Annotated in this window: 15 protein-coding genes; 14 read left to right on the top strand and 1 reads right to left on the bottom strand. The window is 65.0% G+C overall.

The features are described from left to right. Window positions 1-167: 167 nt before the first annotated feature. The 4 genes from llg_RS21060 to llg_RS21045 all read left to right on the top strand — a co-directional run bounded on the left by llg_RS21060 (window position 168) and on the right by llg_RS21045 (window position 6,089). Window positions 168-2,651 carry an alpha-1,2-fucosyltransferase gene (locus llg_RS21060; RefSeq protein WP_338287024.1) on the top strand — a complete coding sequence of 828 codons (2,484 nt, stop codon included), beginning with the start codon at window positions 168-170 and terminating at the stop codon, window positions 2,649-2,651. Window positions 2,652-2,678: 27 nt separating this feature from the next. Further along, complete coding sequence (locus llg_RS21055) at window positions 2,679-3,209, top strand: hypothetical protein (RefSeq protein ID WP_338287023.1); 531 nt, start codon at window positions 2,679-2,681, stop codon at window positions 3,207-3,209. A gap of 488 nt (window positions 3,210-3,697) precedes the next feature. Next, window positions 3,698-4,321 (top strand): FMN-binding negative transcriptional regulator, encoded by a 624-nt coding sequence (locus llg_RS21050; RefSeq protein WP_338287022.1) that lies wholly within the window; start codon window positions 3,698-3,700, stop codon window positions 4,319-4,321. A 154-nt stretch (window positions 4,322-4,475) separates the two neighbouring features. Then, a complete protein-coding gene (locus llg_RS21045) occupies window positions 4,476-6,089 on the top strand; it encodes a glycosyl hydrolase (protein ID WP_338287021.1) in 1,614 nt (537 codons plus the stop codon). Between the two features lie 5 nt (window positions 6,090-6,094). On the opposite strand, the gene llg_RS21040 is transcribed toward llg_RS21045, so the two are convergent. Then, a complete protein-coding gene (locus llg_RS21040; RefSeq protein WP_338287020.1) occupies window positions 6,095-7,063 on the bottom strand; it encodes an arabinan endo-1,5-alpha-L-arabinosidase in 969 nt (322 codons plus the stop codon). 549 nt (window positions 7,064-7,612) lie between these two features. Between llg_RS21040 and llg_RS21035 the strand changes: the two genes are divergently transcribed. The 10 genes from llg_RS21035 to llg_RS20990 all read left to right on the top strand — a co-directional run bounded on the left by llg_RS21035 (window position 7,613) and on the right by llg_RS20990 (window position 19,342). After that, on the top strand, window positions 7,613-8,668 hold the full coding sequence (locus llg_RS21035; RefSeq protein WP_338287019.1) for a hypothetical protein: 1,056 nt from the start codon (window positions 7,613-7,615) through the stop codon (window positions 8,666-8,668). Window positions 8,669-8,900: 232 nt separating this feature from the next. Then, window positions 8,901-9,716: a hypothetical protein gene (locus tag llg_RS21030; RefSeq protein ID WP_338287018.1), complete on the top strand. Its 816-nt coding sequence runs from the start codon at window positions 8,901-8,903 to the stop codon at window positions 9,714-9,716. 49 nt (window positions 9,717-9,765) lie between these two features. Next, a complete protein-coding gene (locus tag llg_RS21025; RefSeq protein ID WP_338287017.1) occupies window positions 9,766-11,094 on the top strand; it encodes a hypothetical protein in 1,329 nt (442 codons plus the stop codon). A 31-nt stretch (window positions 11,095-11,125) separates the two neighbouring features. Continuing rightward, a complete protein-coding gene (locus tag llg_RS21020; protein ID WP_338287016.1) occupies window positions 11,126-11,710 on the top strand; it encodes a hypothetical protein in 585 nt (194 codons plus the stop codon). A gap of 75 nt (window positions 11,711-11,785) precedes the next feature. Beyond that, window positions 11,786-13,369, top strand: coding sequence for a ShlB/FhaC/HecB family hemolysin secretion/activation protein (locus llg_RS21015; protein ID WP_338287015.1), 1,584 nt, complete (start codon window positions 11,786-11,788; stop codon window positions 13,367-13,369). Window positions 13,370-13,428: 59 nt separating this feature from the next. Next, window positions 13,429-15,291 carry a DUF2341 domain-containing protein gene (locus tag llg_RS21010; protein ID WP_338287014.1) on the top strand — a complete coding sequence of 621 codons (1,863 nt, stop codon included), beginning with the start codon at window positions 13,429-13,431 and terminating at the stop codon, window positions 15,289-15,291. Between the two features lie 165 nt (window positions 15,292-15,456). After that, on the top strand, window positions 15,457-15,855 hold the full coding sequence (locus llg_RS21005; protein WP_338287013.1) for a biopolymer transporter ExbD: 399 nt from the start codon (window positions 15,457-15,459) through the stop codon (window positions 15,853-15,855). A gap of 135 nt (window positions 15,856-15,990) precedes the next feature. Beyond that, window positions 15,991-16,674: a hypothetical protein gene (locus llg_RS21000; protein WP_338287012.1), complete on the top strand. Its 684-nt coding sequence runs from the start codon at window positions 15,991-15,993 to the stop codon at window positions 16,672-16,674. 33 nt (window positions 16,675-16,707) lie between these two features. Continuing rightward, complete coding sequence (locus llg_RS20995; protein WP_338287011.1) at window positions 16,708-18,525, top strand: putative porin; 1,818 nt, start codon at window positions 16,708-16,710, stop codon at window positions 18,523-18,525. Window positions 18,526-18,685: 160 nt separating this feature from the next. After that, window positions 18,686-19,342, top strand: coding sequence for a hypothetical protein (locus llg_RS20990; protein ID WP_338287010.1), 657 nt, complete (start codon window positions 18,686-18,688; stop codon window positions 19,340-19,342). The last annotated feature ends 24 nt before the right edge of the window (window positions 19,343-19,366 follow it).

The following is a 19,366-nucleotide window of genomic DNA, read 5'->3' as shown; positions in this document are numbered from 1 at the left end:
TTCTGTCCGATTTGCATATGGAGAAGTCAGCCGTTTGTGTCCTCGATCCGATCGTTCCGCCGTGGGGTGGAGATAAGCCGATCCTGGTGGGCGTGTGTAGTTGCCGCAGGTATGCCGAGAAGCGCGTTGCGGTGCGGGAAACGTGGATGCGTGGAATGCCGGGGAACATGCGCGTGGTGTTTTTCGTCGGCGAGGGGGAGGAGCCGGTGGAGGATGATGTGGTGGTGGTCCGCGGTGTGCCGGATGACTACGCCCATCTCCCGGCGAAGGTGCTGGGATTCTTCCGCCAGATGCTTGCGGAGGATGATTTCGGGTGGCTGTTCAAGTGTGACGACGACACCTACGTGGCGCTGGACCGCTTGCGGGACTTGGCCGGAAAGGGTTACGATCACGTGGGCGACGCGGCCTTCATGCCAGGCCGGCGTGCGGCCAGCGGCGGAGCGGGCTATCTGCTCTCCCGCCGGTTGGTGGAATGTCTGGTCGCTGATGAAACGCTGCCGGCGACCGGTGCGGAAGATCTCATCATCAGCGGGGCTGCGGCCGTTCTGTGTGGCGGCCGCTTCCTCGCGACACCGAGGCTGTGCCATCATGCGAAGCGCTATCCGCGCCGCGACAACGACGTGGTGACGTCCCACTGGCTCGATCCACGGCGGATGCGCGCGGTGCATGCTCTCTGTCGTGCCGAGCCGTGGCACGTGATGACCATCAGCCACGCGCACTGGCAGGATCAGGTGGAACTCCACGAGGATGGAACTTTCGCGCGGTTGTCGTGTGACGACGGCGGGACCTGGGATGTGGATGCGCACGGCAACGTGCATCTCCGCTGGTTCGACTACCCGGCGGACAAGATCGACCTCGGTGAACCCCGCTCCGGACCGGAACGGATCGTCGTCCGGCTCCAGGGTGGTCTGGGCAACCAGATGTTCCAGTATGCCGCCGGACTCTCGCTGGCGCGCCGGTGTGGTCTGCCGCTGGAGGCTTGCTGGCACGAGGTCAGCCGCGGGTTCGCATTGGAGCGATTCGGGGTGGCCCTGGTTCCCTCGCCCGCGGCAGGGGACTGTGAAACGTTCCTGGTGGACGACTACGTGGAGGGGGCGGAAGGCCACCTGAGGCATCACGCCGCCCGAATGAATGGCGGGGTGGTGTTCATGGACGGTCATTTCCAAAACGAGCGCCTTTTCGCGGACGCGGCCGGAGAAGTGGCGGAGTTCTTCCTTGCCACGTTTGTTCCGCGCGCCACCGCCGTGCCGGATGGCTACACTCCAGTGGGGGTGCACGTGCGGCGGGGGGACTTCGTGAACCATCCACTGCACGACCTGTGCGGCCCTGGCTACTACCTCGCCGCCCTGGAGCGGATGCGCGGGCTGGTCGAGCGGCCATGGTTCCTCGTGGTCTCGGACGATCCCAGTTGGTGCCGCGAACATCTCGCCGCCGCGGCGGACGTGCAGGTGATGGCCCCGGCGGACCTGTTCACGGATTTTGAAATCCTCCTCGGCTGTGCGGCACATGTCATTTCCAACAGCACCTTCGGATGGTGGGCGGCATGGTTGGCGGAGCATGTCCGTGGCGGGGAGTCCCATCTTGTCATCGGGCCAGATCGTTTCCTGCGCGGGCGTCCCTGGGAGATCCTGCCGGAGCGGTGGCTGCGCCTTTGCCCGGAAACTCCCGTGCCCGCCCCGCCACCGGAGGTGGTGCCGCGGATGGAGGAGGACTTTGCATGGGCTCCACGGTTGACCCCGCTTCACGCCACATGGCGGGATTCCATGGTGGAGCAGGGCTTGGCCGGGACGGAGCTGCCATCGATCAATCTCGCCATCAGCAGCGATGAAAAGGGCCTCGGCGTCAACGCCACCCTGCTGCACAGCATCGTGCGGCGCACCGTTCATCCCGTCCATCTCCGCTGTTACTGCCGCGGGTTCGAACCGGAGAGCTTCCATGTCAGGAATCTGTTGGTGGAATTCATCCGGGTGGATGTCGACCGTGGTGGCTATTATCCTTGGTGGTCCCACGCCTGTTCCTTCGATCGCCTTCAGGTCATCCACGATCATCCGGCTCATTGGGACCGCTGCTGGATCATGGACCACGACCAGATCGCCACCACCGATCTCGCCCGCGCCTATTTCGAACCCTTCGAGGGGCAGCTCGTGCAGGCCTGCGCCTTCGGCTACAAGCTGCGGAACGCGTGTCCGCTTCCGGAGGATCTCGCCGCACTCGGGGACTATGACTTCTACAAGATGGGCCCGCTTCTCCATCTCCAGGAAATGCGGGACGACACCTGGAGCCGTCTTCTCGACCTCCACGCCCGCATCGGCCGCGATGAGCAGAAATCGCTCGTTGCCGCGACCCGCGGCCGCCTGAAGGTGATGGACGACCGCTGGAACCGTATTGTTTACAACGGCGATCTGGACAAGTGCTACCAACGCCTGTTCCCGGAGGTCGTGCGGCCGGAGCGCGAGTGGTACGAGAACTACGGGATCCTCCACTACACCGGAGGCCCGAAGCCGTGGTGGGATGCCAGCGTGGAGAACAAGCCGAAGAAAAAGGAACGCGCCTGGTTTAAGGAATACGCCACTTGGGGCCAACTCCGCAGCGGTGATTGGGCCGTGCCGGAAGGATGCGAAGTCCTCGAACCGGCGGTGGCGGGGTGGTGAAAGAATCGCCCGGTCCAGCTCGTCCGGATGTCATCCATGTTCCACTTCCAGGTCATCGTCGCGGCCCTCCTTTCCTGCTCCGGCTTGTTCGCGGCACCTCAACCGGTTTCCGCTTTTATTGAAGGGAAGACGCTGGCGGGTGAGGGTTCCATCACGGTGGGAAACGTGCGTGTCCGTTTCTCCGATGGTCATACCGAGCGGTGGACGAAGCTCGGGCAGTGCCATGATCCGAAGGTGTCGGCCGCCGGGCATGTCGGCTGGTGTCGTTACCAGGAGATTGACCCGGTGCGCCTGGCGCTTCGCAAGGCAAGCGTCCGCGTGCGCTTGCCGGATGGGACGCTCCGCGATTTCGACGCTGCCTTTGAGCGGTTCATCATCGAAAAGTGGTGTTTTGCCGACCACGACTCCACGCTGGTGATCGTCAGCAGCAACGAGCACAGCCTGATGTGGGCCGTGAAGTTCGACCTCCGTTCCGGTGAGGTGGTCGAGGCAGTCAGTTCCCGGGAGAAGCCCGGGGACCGGCCGGCGTGGAGCAAGGGGTATCTACCGGAGTGGTGAAGGGAGGAGAGGTTCCTCCTTGTCAGCTCCGAGTGCCCTGTCTTGAAAGGAGTGTGGAGAAATTGGAGTGGATCGAAAACAAGATCGTGGCCTGGGGAATCGAATTCGGGACAATTCGGTGCTTGGCATCCGAGCCGGCGGTGACGGCGTGTCCGGTGTGCGGGGTGGCTTTTGAGTCGGACCAGTGGCCGGTGACGGGCGGAGAATGCCTCGGATTCTCGTTCGATATTTGTCCCTGTTGCGGCTGCCAGTATGGGTTGGGATATTTTGAAATGGTGGAGAATGGTCTCTAGAAGCTATGGGACGTGGAGCGTCGGGAATGGCTCACGGAAGTGGCGGATCCGCAGGTGTTCGCGGAGCAATTGAGGAATATCGGTCTGTTGGTGGAAGAGTGCGGTTGAGCGTCCGGGATCGGCTTGCACTCTGGATCGACAGCGGGGCGTTTCCCTCTACATTCTCCTCCGCACGGTGGTTGCCGTGTTCGTTCCATGTACAATCCCCAAGCATTCCGCGAGGAGCGCCTGGACGTGCTTCATGCCCTGATGAAGGAACATCCGCTCGCGACGCTGGTCACGAGCGGGGAGCATGGACTCCAGGCGAGCCATCTTCCCTTCACGGTGGATACCTCCACCGGCAAGGGGATACTGAAAGCGCATCTGGCGAAGGCCAACGGCCAGCTTGCCGATCTCCGCGCTGGCACGGAGGCGCTGGTGATTTTCCAAGGGCCCGAGGCCTACATCACGCCCTCGTGGTATGCGGCGAAGCAGGAGCACGGCAAGGTGGTGCCGACTTGGAACTACGTGGTCGTCCATGCCTATGGCACGTCGCGCGTGATCGAGGACGAGGGCTGGCTGCGCCAGCAGATCGATGAACTGACGCTCGCCCACGAGCAGGGGCGTAATGTGCCATGGGAGGTCGAGGACGCGCCCGCGGAGTTCATCGCCGCGCTGCTGCCGGCCATCGCGGGCATCGAGATCCCGATCGAGCGCCTCGAGGGGAAATGGAAGATGAGCCAGAACCGCTCGGAAGCGGATCGCCGCGGGGTGCGCCGCGGATTGGAGGAGGAAAACGCCTGCCCGCACCTGCTCTCGATGTTCAAGGACGAGAAATAGATATGCCCCGGGAGTGGCGTGGGGAGTGGGGGAGCCATTCCGCCGCGCACATTCACAAGCACGAAGGCTTGTGCTACAAAGCCCCCCCGAACGGGTGGTTGGCATCTTGGAGATTGCGCCGGGGACGCGGGGAGCGACAGTGATCGATACCCTCATGCGAAACGCCCCGAAGTCGCTTTCTCGATCCCTCCGCCTCTCGTCTGCCGGATCCTGTGTCGTGGCGGGGATGCTGCTCGCGCTGGCATCCACGGTGTCGGCGGGTCCAATGCGGAAATGGTGCTTCATCAGCGGGCAGGAGCCGGTGGAGGCGGAGCTGCTTTCGATCCAGAAGGGCATGGTCACCTTGAAGGCCGCGGGCAACCGTATGCGGGAATTCTCCTTCGACAAGTTCAGCCCGGAGGATCAGGTCTACTTGTTCCGCACGGCGGACGAGGACGGTCGGCCGTTCGCGTTTCCGGCGGAGCCGGGGCCGCAGACCGGGAAGGGCTATGCCTCGCAGACGGTTCCCGCGCTGGGCGATCGCCCGCTAACGCTCACCGGAGCGTCCGAACTGCACGTGACCGACAAGTCCGCGGCGGGTCGGGGGACGGTGAATTTCGGATCGCCGGACGCGTGGCTGGTGTTCGACAACACGCCCGCTTCCAAGGTGATCGACGGTGCCGTGAAATCGATGAAGGTCTACGGCGCGCCGGCGGTGGTAGGCCAGAACGTGCGGGTGACCGCGTATGGAAACGGCTCGGTGGTGATTCCGCAGGGGCCGGACTACCCGGCGCTGACCGCCTTCACCTCGAAGGGGCTTTCCGGGCCGGCGATACCGCTCCAGAGCTACGTGAACTATGATGTCCTGAAGTTGGGCGTGCTGACGTCGAACTTCGGATCGTTCCGGCTGAAGCGCGGTTACATGGCCACCATCGCCTCGAATGCGGATGGCAGCGGCGTGAGCCGGAACTACGTCGCACAGGACCACGATGTTGAGGTGTCGTCGCTGCCCGCAGGTCTGGAGAACTCGTTGAAGTTCGTGCGGATCTTCCCGTGGCGATGGACGAGCAAGAAAGGCGTGGCCGGCGGCATCTGGCAGGATCTCAATCTCGGCTGGTTCTATGATTGGAACATCAGCACCAACTCGACACCGGACCTCGAATACGTGCCGATCCGTCAGAAGCGCTGGTGGCCCGGGCTGAACCAGGACTGGAAGGCGCGCGGTTCGCTGCACCTGCTCGGCTACAATGAGCCGGACCGACCGGATCAGGCGAAGCTCACCGTGGACGAGGCGATCGCGTCGTGGCCCGAGCTGATGGCCACCGGGTTGCGCCTCGGTGCGCCCGCCCCTTCCGATGGCGGGCTGAACTGGCTCTACCAATTCATCGACAAGGCGGATCAGAAGGGGCTGCGCGTCGATTTCGTGCCGGTGCACTATTACCGGGCCGTCGCCGACCCGAACGATCCGCGCGCCGCCGCCGAGCAGTTCCGCGCCTTCCTCGATGGCATCCACAAGCGCGTGAAGCGTCCGCTGTGGATCACCGAGTGGAACAACGGCGCGAACTGGACCACGGCCCCCGATCCGAATCCCAAACAGCAGGCCGCGGCGGTGGAGAAGATGATCGAGATGCTCGATCAGACGCCCTACGTGGAACGCTACGCCATCTACAACTGGGTGGAGGCCGTCCGCGAGGTGAAGGCGAAGGACGGCACGCTCTCCCCGGCGGGCATCGTTTACCGCGACAAGGTCTCGCCGCTGGCGTACTCGCAGCAGAGGCCGGAGAAGTAAACGCGCTACTTCGCCTCGGGCATCACCCATTTGCCCGCGCGGGGCCAGCCGTCTTCGGTCCACTCCAGCTCGCGGATGCCCAGCTTCGAGAAGCCGTTCGCATTGCCATCGTAGTAGTGGAAGCTGAAACGGGTGCCGGGGTAGCCTTCAATGGTGGCGAAGTGGCCGGGGCCGATGAACGGCTTCTCGGTGCCGAGGAAAAGGGTGCCGCCACCGGTGGTCATTTCGCGGCCGTCCTTGTCGAGGTAGGGGCCGGTCACCGTCTTGCTGCGGCCGACCCGGATCTCGTAGGTGCTGTCGACCCCGCGGCAGCACAGGCCGTGGTTCACGAAGAGGTAGTGGAATTTTCCGTGCTGTATGAGGGCGGGGGCCTCGATCTGTTCGCTCCACGCGATGCGCTGCGGCTTGGCGTCCTTTTTCAGAAGACCGGTCACGGGATCGAGCGGCACGAGCTGGATGCCGGACCAGAAGGAACCGAAGACCATCCACAGCCGCTTGTCCGCGCCCTGGAAGATCGCGGGGTCGATGGCGTTGTAGTCGTTGCCGCGTTTCGATTGGATCACCAAGCCTTCGTCCTTCCAGCCATAGAGACGGTCCTGTGGATCGAGGGTGGGGGAGGTGGCCAGCCCGATGGCTGAGTGGTTCTTGCCGAAGGTGGAGACGGAGTAGTAGAGCCAGTAGCGGCCATCGCGCCAGATGAGATCGGGAGCCCACAGGTAGCCGTTGTTGCCGGGTACCTGCTCGTTGTGCCAGGCGGGGAAGGTCTTGAAGACCGGCGGGCCGGGCGACCAGTTGGTGAGGTCGGAAGAACTGAAGGACTTGATTCCGGGACCGGTGCTGAAGAACCACGAGAGCTTCGTGTTGCGGACGATGGAGGAGGGGTCGTGGACCTTGCCCGCCGGTGGTGCGGCGATGGCGGCCTGGGCCAGCAGGCATCCGGTGAGCAGTGCGAACGAACGTCCCGATTTCAACATCCGCTGGCTACGCCGTGGAGCAGGGGATGTTTCGCGAAGGCGGGGCGGCATGACGCCATCCTACCAGACCATGCCGGATTCCTACGGGTGAATCGCACGCCGCGGGGAATCCGCGGGCGAGCTCGGCTTTCGCTGGCGAACGTGGAATCAAAGATCTCGGTGAATCCCCCTCTTTTTGATCGAAATAAGTTTGACAGGTGGAATACGGGGTCTAAGAAGTCGGCAGCCGCACTTCTAATCTACACTAAAATGATGAGATTGATGTGCGGTGATTCAAGTCCGAGCCAGTGACCCACCTCCGTGGGAACTGTCGGCCCGCTCCAGACCGTCTGTTGACCCGATCATCCTCGGGAAATAGGCCAGAATCGCCCGCGATCCCCCGCCTGGGGAAGCGATCGGCTCCCATGCTCCGATGATTCCGTCGGAGATGCCTGGATATTCCACGGTCCTGCCGTGGCCCCCACCACCATCCTCCGCCCCCTTTTCCACGCTTTTAAAGCATACCAAAAAGTCTGGTTTAAATTATCCGGATTAAAAATTTCCGCCACCATGAGTGCCCTTTCCACACGACATGCCCTCTACGCGCTGACGAGCCTGGTATTGGCCATTGCCCCCGCCGCGCGGGCCGTCAATCCCGCCGTGCCGGACCCGGTGACGGGCGATGTGTTCCTCGCGTTCCGGGCCAGCGATGGCCAGGGAGCCGCGACTTCCTACCTGGTGAAGCTCGGCGTCGACACCCAGTTCACCCTCGCGGCCACGAACAGCTCCTTCGATGTGGCGAACCTCGGCGATCTCGGCGAGGACCTGAAGGCGACCTACGGCGATGAGTGGAATACCCGCGCCGATCTTTTCTGGGGCATCTTCTCCTTCCGCCCGAACAACGGCAACCCGATCGTCTACGGTTCTCGCGAGCGCACCCAGTTGAATGTCCGCAGCACCGCGTGGGCCGCGCTGGCCTCGAACGCCCGCACCACCACCGCGAACAACATCAGCCCGGTGATCCAGGGCATCGGCGGATACAAGAGCCGCCTCTCCACCGACAACAGCCTGGTGGCCACCTTCCAGACGAATTCGGCCGATGCCTCCAGCTACAACAAGCAGGTGGCCACCGCGGGCACCAGCGACTTCGGGTCGCTCAGCCAGTGGAGCAGCATTGAGGGCAGCTTCGCCAATGGCGCTTCGGGCACCATCCTCGATCTCCACCGCATCGCCGCCTCCGGCGTGACCACGGTGGGCAGCTTCAGCATCAACAGCTCCGGCACGGTCCATTTCACCAACGTGGTGCCGAGCGCGCCTTCCTCGGATACCGATGGCGACGGCATCACCGATGACAACGAGACGCTCGCGGGCACGAACCCGAACGATGCCTCGGACTTCTTCCGCCTCCAGTCCGTGGCTCCGGCCGGGGATGGCGTCCACGTGAACTTCAACGTGATCTCCTCCCGCACCTACACGGTGGAGTACTCGCAGACGCTTGCCACCGGATCGTGGCAGACGGTCGGCACCTATGCCTCCACCGGCGTCGCGCTCCACACTTTCCTGGATACCGACGTTGTCCGCCGCGCCAGACCCACCGGGTTTTACCGCGTGCGCGTTTCGCAGTGATCGTTCCTCCCATCCCCTCATTTGTCCGATGACCTGCTCCACCTGTTGCTGTCGATGAGCGTTGGCGTGTCGCCGCGCGCGGCACGCGAGATTTCCCACCGACCGGCACTCCCGGAGGCCTTTTCCCCACCCGAGACCCGGGTCCGACCACAAGCGCACGCGGCGGTCGATTCCCGCATCCCCCGGCTCCGCCACGCGCGGGCCAGCCATTCCCGAACACTTCGAAAGACAGATGAAACTTCAATCCAAAACACTGCGGGCGATCCTCTTCGCCATCGCCGGCGTGGCCCTCGGGGCTGTCACGGCGCGGGGCTCCGTCGTCGTCGCGGCACCGGCTTCCGGCGACATCTTCGTCGCCTTCCGCGCCACCGACGGCCAGGGCAGCTCCACCTCCTACATCGTCAATGTCGGCCAGTATTCGCAGTTCCGCGATGCCACGCCGGGCTCCACCATCACCCTGAACGTCGGCAACGTCGGCGCCGACCTCGTGGCCACCTACGGTGAGGATTGGAATACCCGTGGCGATGTCTCGTGGGGCATCTTCGGCGTCAGCCCGGGAGCCAGCCCCACGCTCTACGCGTCCAAGGAGCAGGCAACCGTCGGCGTGCAGAGCGATCCATGGATCGGCCTGAGCGCCGCGAACCGCACCAGCACCGCCAACCAGATCACCCCGGTGCTCCAGGGCATCGGCGGCTACCAGGGCAGCACGTCCACGGACAACAGCAACTTCGGCGTGCTCCAGACGAATTCGTCCAGCGCCTCCAGCTACTTCAAGCAGGTGGGAACCGCGGGCACCTCCGACTTCGGCACGCTCAGCGGCTGGAACAGCATCGAGGGCAACTTCGGCGATGGCACCGCCGGCACCGCGCTCGATCTCTACCGCATCGGCTCCACCGGCGTCACCACGCCCGGCTACTTCACCATCAGCGACACCGGCGTGCTGAGCTTCACCTCCACCGTCACCCCGGTGCCGGAGCCCACCGTCACCGTGATCGCCGCGGCGGGTCTGCTGCTCGGTGTTTCCCGCCGCCGCCGTCCCTCCGCCTGAATCCTACTGCATTCCTCGTAATATCAACCTCCTTCCCAACCCACATTCCATGAAACCGTTCAAAAGCGCGGCCCTCGCCGCCCTCGTTCTCGCCCTCGGCGGCACGGCCTCCGGCCAGACCGTCATCCGCATCGTGGCCTCGAACGGCGACCGCGTCGCCACCCAGACCGCGATCTCCCACATCCTCGCCTCCGGCTGGACCTTCCAGGGCATCAACGGCAACACCTCGTCCTCCGGCTCGCTGAGCACCGCCACCGGCGCGAACTTCGGTGCCTGGAACGGCACCTACAACGGCAACGCGGTCATCATCAAGGTCTCCTACTCCGGAGCGCTCGCCGGGGTGGCCGCGGTGGCGGGCAATACCGACCAGCGCTTCGTGGTGAGCAATGGCACCGGCACCGGCTCCGTGCCGAACCCGCTCACCGCCACCAACCTCAACGTGGACTATGAGATCGGGAAGGCCGACTTCGGTTTCTCCACGAACTTCCAGTCGACCTCGCCGTTCAACGGCGTGTTCGAAAACGTGACCTACAATCCCGTGGTCGAGGAGATCGTCGGCGTTTCGCCGCTCGGCTTCTATGCCAGCCCGGGTTTCCCGACCGCCGGCGCGAACATCACCACACAACTGGCGCAACTCCTCTACACCTCCGGATCGGTGTCGCTCGCCCAGTTCACCGGCGACTTCTCCGCCGACCAGAACAAGATCGTCTACGCCATCGGCCGTAACACGGACGCGGGCCAGCGCTTCGGTGCCTACACCGAGATCGGCCTGGGCACCACCACCGGCGTCTCGGTGTGGCAGCCGTCCGTCACAGGCACCACCACCGCCAGCGGCATCACCTACGGCGGCACCGTGAACTCCCACGCGCTGTGGCCGGCGGAAACCGTCAGCGGCATCTTCAGTGCGCTCGGAAACGGCGGCTTCAGCTCCGGTGCCCTCGTTGCCCAGAACCTGACCGTCACGCTCGGCTCCGATGCCTACAAGGGGAAGTACTTCGACGAGGACACGCAGACGAACCAGTTCCTCTACCCGAACGCCACCGCCGGTTACTACATCGGTTACGTGACCCCGGGCGACGCCACCGATCGCATCCTCGGCGGCAACGGCGTGGTGCCGGTGGGCAACCGCGGCGTGGCGCTGAAATACAACGGCGTCGACCTCACCAGTTCGAACGTCCAGAACGGCCGCTACACCGCCTGGCTCTACAATCGCATCCTCAAGCCGCAGAGCGGTCTCACCGGCCTGAAGCTGACCTTCGCCAACGCCCTGCGCGATCAGATCAAGAACGTGGACGCGCCCTCCGGCGGTGGCCTCTTCAACGACAGTACCTTCAAGGTCCAGCGCTTCACCGACGGCGGTCTGGTGGTGCCGAAGTAATCCCGCGGTATCCGCGAGTCTCCTTCCCGCCATGAAACCCCTCCACCTCATCGCCGTCTTCGCGGTCCTGCTCACGATCAGTTTGTTCGTGCGCAGCCATGACCGCTCGGTCGCGCCGTTGCGTCGTGAACTCGACCAGCGCTCGATCGGTCGCCAGCGTCCGCTGGAACAGATGGGCGGAGTGGTGGAGGAAAAGGAATCCCGGAAGCGGGAAGGGGATTCGCGTCCGCAGGCGTCCGCTGGGTCGGACGCGCCTTCGGGCAGGGTGGCTTCGAATGCTCCCGTCGCCTCCGCGGAGGTGGCCGGGGTTCCGGTGGATGACGTGGAAGAATTCACACCGGTCGAAGCCTCCCTGCCTGGAAACACGCTGCGCGTGAACCGCGGATCGGTTTTGGTCCGCGGCTTCCGTCCCGTGTCCGGCACGTCGGGCGTGGCGCTCGCCGTGAGTGTCGAAAAGACCGCGGATGGCGGTGAGGACGAGGCGTTGGTTGCTCCGGTCGCCTCCCGCCATCCGCGACGCGGCCTCAGTTACGAGGACGAGTTGTTCCGCACCAAGTGGGGGTGGACCGCTTTTGCCGATGTCCGCCAGACCGCCCTCGAAACCAGCGCCGATTGACCCGCCCGTCTCTATCGGCGTCCCCCCCGGATGCCTTCAGTCTTTCCGGATCTCCTCTTAGCCAGAGCCGTCCTCATGTTTGATTTCAAATACAGCTTCCGCCTTGCCTTCGCCGCCGCCTTTGCCTGGACCGTCCAGGAAGCGCGCTCCCAGGGTGAGGCCCGCCCCATGTACATCCGTGAGTATCGGGTTCGCGGGGTGAAGAGCGGGGTGGTGGGGAGCGCGGAGGTGGGCGAGGCGGTGTATCCGTTCCTCGGGCCGGGGCAGATGCCGGCGGACGTGGACCGCGCGCGGGCGGCAGTGGAAAAGCTCTATCATGACAAGGGCTACCAGGCGGTGTCGGTGGGCATCCCGGTGCAGCAGATCAAGCGCGGGACGGTGATCCTGGAGGTGTCGGAAAACCCGGTCGGCCGGTTGCGGGTGAAGGGCGGTCAATACACCTCGCCGTCGCAGCTCAAGGGGATGGCCCCGGCGCTGGCGGAAGGGAAGGTGGTCAATTTCAACGAGGTGACGAAGAACCTCGTCTCAATGAACCAACTGGCGGGCCGCACGGTGACGCCGGAGCTGCGGCCGGGCGTGGAGCCGGGGACGGTGGACATCGACCTGAAGGTGAAGGACGAGCTGCCGCTGCACGGCAGTGTGGAGCTCAACAACCGCTACAGCGCGGACACCACCGAGCTGCGGCTCAACGGCGCGATCTCGTATGACAACCTGTGGCAACTCGGCCACGCGATGGGGCTGAGCTTCCAGGTGGCGCCGATGAACATCGACGACGCGAAAGTGTTCTCGGGTTACTACATGGCGCCGCTGCCGAACTCGGACGGCTGGAGCCTGATGCTGCAGGGCACGAAGCAGGACAGCAACGTCTCGACGCTCGGTGGCCTCGCGGTGGCGGGTCGCGGCGAGATCGTCGGGCTGCGCGCGCTCAAGACGCTGCCTCAGGGCAAGGACTTCTTCCAGTCGCTGAGCTTCGGCTTCGACTACAAGCACTTCGACGAGAACCTGACGTCGGGCAGCTCGACGGTGCAGACGCCGATCACCTACTACCCGCTGACGGCGCTCTACACCGCGTCGCTGAAGGGCAAGAGCGGTAAGACGGATTTCAACGGCGGGGTGACGCTGCACCTGCGCGGGCTCGGGGCCTCGGCCGATGAGTTCGACAACAAGCGCTACAAGAGCGAGGGCAGCTTCCTTTACTTCCGCGGCGATCTGTCGCGGACGCAGGACCTGCCATACGGTTTGCAGGGCTTCGCGCGCGTGCAGGGCCAGATGTCGAGCCAGCCGCTGATCAACAGCGAGCAGTTCGCGGCGGGCGGCCTGGGCACGGTGCGCGGCTACCTCGAAAGCGAGGCGCTGGGCGACGACGCGATCTCGGCGACGCTCGAACTACGGAGTCCGTCGTTGCTCGGCAGCGGCAAGGACGACGCGGAGAACGACTGGCGCTTCTACGTCTTCGGCGACGCCGGGTTCACCTCGATCCAGTCGCCGCTGCCCGGCCAGGACCCCGGCAGCAGCCTGCTGAGCGTGGGCCTCGGCACGCGCGGCCGCTTCCTCGACCACTACAACGGCTCGCTCGATGTCGGCCTGCCGCTGCTGCGCCGCTCCAACGGCCAGGACCGACAGCCGCTCTACACCTTCCGCGTCTGGGGCGATTTCTAAACCGGCCCGATCCTTCTTCTCTTCCTCCGACTCTCAACTCTCAGCCCTCAACTCTCAACATGCGCCTCCTCCCCTCCAGCTTTCTGATCCTCTTGACCGCCGCTTCGCCGCTCCAGGCCGCGAATGACTGGTGGAACAAAGAGTGGACGCAGCGCCAGCCGGTGACCGTCGACGCGAAGGACGCGGGCGACGCCGGATCCGCCACGGTGCTGGTGCGCCTGCACGACGGCAACTTCCAGTTCGGCTCGGCGAAGGAGGACGGCAGCGACCTGCGCTTCATCGGCGAGGACGGCAAGGAGCTCGCCTACCAGATCGAGAAATACGACTGCGTGATGAACGAGGCCTTCGTGTGGGTGAAGGTGCCCGCGGTGAAGGGTGGCGCGGCGAAGTTCACGCTCTACTACGGCAATCCGAAAGCCGCGGCGGAAAGCGCCCCGGCCTACGACGCGGACACGGTGCTGGTCTACCACTTCGCCGACCGCGGCGCGGCCCCGGCCGACTCGTCGCCGGCGAAGAACAACGCGGAAAAGCCCGGCCAAGCCTCGGACGGGGCGGTGGTGGGCGGCGGCCTGCGGCTCGCGGCCGGGGAGCCGGTGAGCGTTCCGAACACGGCGACGCTCGAGTGGACGGCCAACCAGGCGCTGACCTGGTCGGCATGGGTGAAGCCCGCCGCGCTGCGCCCGAACGCCGTGCTCTTCAGCCGCGACAGCTTCCGCGTGCTGCTCGACGACGGCAAGCTGGTGGTCGAGAACAACGGCACCCGTAGTAGCGCCGGAGCCCCCATCGCGGCCGGAGCCTGGAGCCACGTTGCCTTCATCGCGGAGGGCGCGGTCATCAAGACCTATGTCAACGGCGTGGCCGCCGGGTCGCTCGGCGCGGGCCTGCCCGCCAGCACGGCACCCTTGCTCATCGGCGGTGCCTCGGCCGCGGACCGCGCCACCGGCGAACTCGACGAACTGGAGATCTCGAAGGTGGCCCGCCCCGAAGGCTGGCTGAAGCTCGCGGCGCTCACCCAGGGCACCAGCGAGGCGGCGACCAAGGCGGTGGCCGTCGGCGAGGTCGAGGGCTCGGAAGGCGGCGGCAAGCACAGCGCGGCGCTCGAGCACATCATGCTCTTCGGCGACATCGCGAAGAACATGATGTTCGACGGCTGGATGGCCATCGGCGTGTGCGTGCTCATGATCGCCGTCGGCTGGACCGTGGCGGTGCAGAAATTCTTTTACCTCAACTCGATCCAGAAGGGCGGCAAGGCGTTCCTGTCGCAGTGGAAGAAGCTCTCCGGCGACCTCACCGCGTTGGACCACGGCGACCAGGACAACGTCAGCAGCTTCGGCGGCCTGGCCGACGCGAAGACGCTGGCGCTGGTGAAGCAATCGCCGCTCTACCACCTCTACCACATCGGCTCGGAGGAAATCCGCCACCGCCTGGAGCGGGACAAGACGCGCACCAAGGGCCTGTCCGGTCGCTCGATCGAGGCGATCCGCGCCAGCCTGGACGCCGGTCTGGTCCATGAGAACCACCACCTCGGCAAGGGCCTGGTGTTCCTCACCATGAGCATCGCGGGTGGCCCGTACGTCGGCCTGCTCGGCACGGTGGTGGGCGTGATGATCACCTTCGCCATCATCGCGAAGAGCGGCGAGGTGGACGTCAACTCGATCGCGCCCGGCATCGCCAGCGCGCTGCTCGCCACCGTGGCGGGCCTGATCGTCGCGATCCCGGCGCTCTTCATCTACAGCTACCTCAACAGCCGGATCAAAGAGAACATGGGGACGATGCAGGTCTTCATCGACGAGTTCATCGCGAAGATGGCCGAGTTCTACCCGCCCGCGGGCGAGTCCTCGCCGCACGCGCCGGTGCCCGCGACCGCCAGCCAGGCGCACGCCAACGCGCACCCGGTTCCCAAGACGCTCGAACCCGTCTGAAACAAATCGTCAGACCCTCCCTGCCTCATCAGACAGAATTAACGGAATTTTCAAAATTAACATCAGAAGGAAGAGCTTCTCATTGCCTCCCAGGCCGACGCCGGACTCTTCCCGTCAATTCTGAAAATTCTGTCAATTCTGTCCTAAACAACGCCGACCCACGCCATGCAAGCCGACGACGGAAAAAGCTACGACGACATCAACGTCACGCCGATGGTGGACCTCTACCTCGTGCTGCTGTTGATCTTCATCATCATGACCACCGCGGGCGTGAAGGGGACGAAGATCGACCTGCCTCGCGGCAGCAAGAGCCAGCCGAAGCTGGGCGGTCCGAAGACCCAGGCGATCACCGTGACGCCGGACGGCAAGATCCTGCTCAACACCACGCCGGTGACGCTGGCGGACCTGGAAAGCCGCCTCGGCACGCTTAAGTCGACCACGCCCGAGTTCCCCGTCGTCGTGCGCGGCGACCGCGCCGTGCAGTACCAGGGGGTGATGGACGTGCTGGATGTCCTCGGGCGGCTGGGGATCACCCAGATCGGCCTCGCGACGCAAGCGAAGTGAAGAAAGCACGAAGCACTAAATCCAAAATCCAAGACGAAGAGAAGAACCGCGGATCCGTTGTTACGACCCATCCAGTAGTTCCAGGCCCTCTCCCTCTTCTCTGATCACTGCCCACTGCCAACCGATCACTCTCTTATGAGCACCGAACTTCCAGACGAACCGAAGAAGAAGCCCTGGCTGCTGATCGCCGGGGCGGCTGTCGTCGTCCTTGCGGGCGGCGCGTTCCTGCTGGCCCCGAAGGCCGAGGAAAAGCCGAAGCCGCGGAAGGTGGACAACGTGGTCATCACGCTGGCCCCGCCGCCGCCGCTGCCGCCTCCGCCGAAACCGAAAGAAGAGCCGCCGAAGCAGGAGGAGGTCAAACAGGAGATGGTCAAGCAAGAGGCCATCGAGGACACCCCGCCGCCACCACAGGCGGAGCCCGAGCCCGCCCCCGCGTTGAGCACGAACCTCGAAGGCCCCGGCAACGACGGCTTCAACCTCAGCCACGGCAGCGGCAAGGGGCCCATCGGCCCCGGCGGCAATGGCACCGGCACCCTCGGCGGTGGCCGCGGCGGCAAGTATGACGCCTACTCGCGGATGGTGAACCGCGAGCTGGCCACCGCGCTGCGCAACGATCCGCGGACCCGCACGGCGACCTTCAGCGGCATCTTCCGCGTGTGGGTGGACGCCACCGGTCGCGTCACCCGGGCCAAGGGTCCCGACAACAACGCCACGGCCGTTCTCAACGGCTACCAGATGTCCGAAGCCCCGCAGCCGGGCACCCCGATGCCGATCTCGTTCAAGGTCTCGGCCACCAAGCCCGCCACCGCCTCGCGCTGAGTTTTTCCCCATCCGTCTTTCTTCCACGTTCCCATGTCCGTCCGTTCCATCCCCCTCCGTCTCGCGCCGCTGCTCGCGCTCGCCCTCCATCCGGCGCTCGCCGAGGACGAGTCCCTCGCGATCCCCTCGCTCGACCAGCTCCCCGCCGAAGGCGTCACCCCCGCGGAGGGTGAAGCTACTGAGTCTCCCGTAGGAAACGGCGAGGCCCCGTCCGACAGCGTGACGATCAACCTGATCCAGCGGCTGGTGGAGAAGGGCATCCTTTCGAAGGACGAGGCCCAGGGCATGATCCGCCAGGCCGAGGCCGATGCCACCCGCGTGCGCGCCCACCAGCGCGCCGAGATCCAGGCGGCCGTCCAGCAGGAGGCGCTTGCACCCGTGCAGGAAGGCGAGGTCGGCGTCACCTACATCCCGGAAACGGTCAAGGCGCAGATGCGCGAGGAGATCAAGCACGAGATCCTCACCGCGCCGCGTCCGCAGAACTGGGCCGCGCCCGCCGGCACCCCGGAATGGGTGCGCCGCTACAAGGTCTTCGGCGACATCCGCGTCCGCTCGGAAAACAGCCTGTTCCCCTCCGGCAACGACAACACCGGCGCGTTCCCGAATTTCAACGCCATCAACACCGGCGCGCCCTTCGACACGATGGGCACCCAGTTCTCGCCGCAGTACAACGTCGACCAGGATCGCCAGCGCTTCCGCCTGCGCGCGCGCGTGGGTGCCGAGATCGACCTGGACGACGGCTTCACGGCCGGCCTGCGCCTCGCCACCGGCGAGAACAACTCGCCGACCTCGCCCAACCAGAGCCTCGGCGCCGCGGGCAACGGCCAGGGCGGCAACTTCAGCAAGTATGCCATCTGGATCGACCGCGCCTTCCTCAGCTACCACTTCGGCGAGGACGGCTGCTACGACGTCAACCTCTACGCCGGCCGCTTCGACAACCCGTTCTTCAACACCGACATCGTCTGGGACGACGACCTCGGCTTCGACGGCTTTGCGGCCAAGGGCAAGTTCCGCTTCAACGACGACATCAAGGTCTTCGCCACCGCCGGTGCCTTCCCGATCTTCAACACCGACTTCAACTTCTCCTCGAACCGGCCCGACAAGTTCGAGAGCACGGACAAGTACATCTACGGCGGCCAGATCGGCGTGGAGTGGAAGATCGCCGAGAAGCTCACCGGCAAGTTCGGCGTGGCCTTCTACGACTTCGACGGCGTGAAGGGCAAGCTCTCGACCCCCTACGTCCCGCTCACCAGCAGCGACGCGGGCGACACCGATGGCCTGCGCCCGTCCTTCGCGCAGAAGGGCAACACCTACATGGCGCTGCGCAACATCCTGCCCGATCCCTCCAACGGCAACGGCACCACCAACCAGTGGCAGTACTTCGGCCTGGCCTCGCCGTTCCGCGAACTCACCGCCACCGGCCGCCTCGACTACGACGGCTACGAACCGGTGCGTGTCTCGCTGGTCGGCGAATACGTCAAGAACCTCGGTTTCGACGAGGCGTCCGTCGCGCAGTTCGCGGTCAACAACAAGGGCCCGGGCGGCGTCTATGAAGGCGGCGACACCGCGTGGATGGTCAACCTGATCGTGGGCGACGCGGCGCTGGAGAAGTTCGGCGACTGGCAGACCTACCTCGGCTACCGCCACGTCGAGAGCGACTCGGTGGTCGACGGCCTGACCGACTCGGACTTCGGCGGCGGTGGCACCAACCTCAAGGGCTTCACGCTCGGCGCGAACTTCGCCTTGAGCAAGGCGGTGCGCCTCGGCGCGCGCTGGATGAGCGCCGACCAGATCGCCGGGCCGACCTACCGCAACGACATCCTTCAAATCGACCTCAACGCCAAATTCTAAGCCCGGCGAAGCCGGGAGAACCCAGAGCCCAGAACCCAGAACCCAGACAAGAGGAAGACTCCGATCGTCCGCTCTTCCTCTGCCTCTTCTCTTGAATCTGGACTCTGGGTTCTGGGCTCTAGGCCTAGCCGCTTCCCCAACGACTCCACCTTTCAAACCGATGCGCCCGTTCCTCCTTCTCCTCGCCCTCGCGCTGCCGCTGGCCGCGGCCCCCGCCGAAGGCCCCAGCCCCGCTGAAACCAAGCTGCGTGAAACGCTCAAGGCGACCATGCTCCAGCTCCGCACCGCCGAGGCCGACAAGGCCAACCTGCAGGCGGAAAAGGACGTCAACGACGCCAAGGTGAAGGAACTCGCCGCGCAGGTCGACAAGCTCACCAAGCAGGCCGCCGCCGACCAAACCACCGCGAAGAAACAGATCGAGGACCTCACCGGCAAGAACGCCGCGCAGGAACAGCTCATCGGCAAGTTCAAGGAAGCGCTGGAAAAGTGGAAGGAAGGCTACGCCAAGGCCAGCGGAGTCGCCAACGCCAAGGAAGCCGAACGCTCGAAGCTCAGCGACCAGAACGCGATCCTGCGCCGCAAGGTCGAGGACCAGCGTGCCAAGAACGTGGCGCTGGCCAAGACCGCGAACGAGATCCTCGACCGCTATTCCAAGTTCGGCGTGGGCGAAGCGCTGTCGGCGCGCGAGCCGTTCACCGGCATCACCCGCGCGCGTCTGGAGGCGCTGGTGCAGGACTACTCGGACAAGATCGAGGACAACCGCCTCAAGCCCGAGCCCGCCCCGGCGAAGAAGGACCAGTCGCAGAAGAAGCCCTGATCGGTCACACGCTTTTCCCTTGCC

Source organism: Luteolibacter sp. LG18 (genome assembly GCF_036322585.1).
In the GTDB taxonomy this organism is placed as follows: Bacteria; Verrucomicrobiota; Verrucomicrobiia; order Verrucomicrobiales; family Akkermansiaceae; genus Luteolibacter.
Note: the sequence above shows the minus strand (reverse complement) of the source record. Positions and strands in the feature narration are given on the sequence as shown.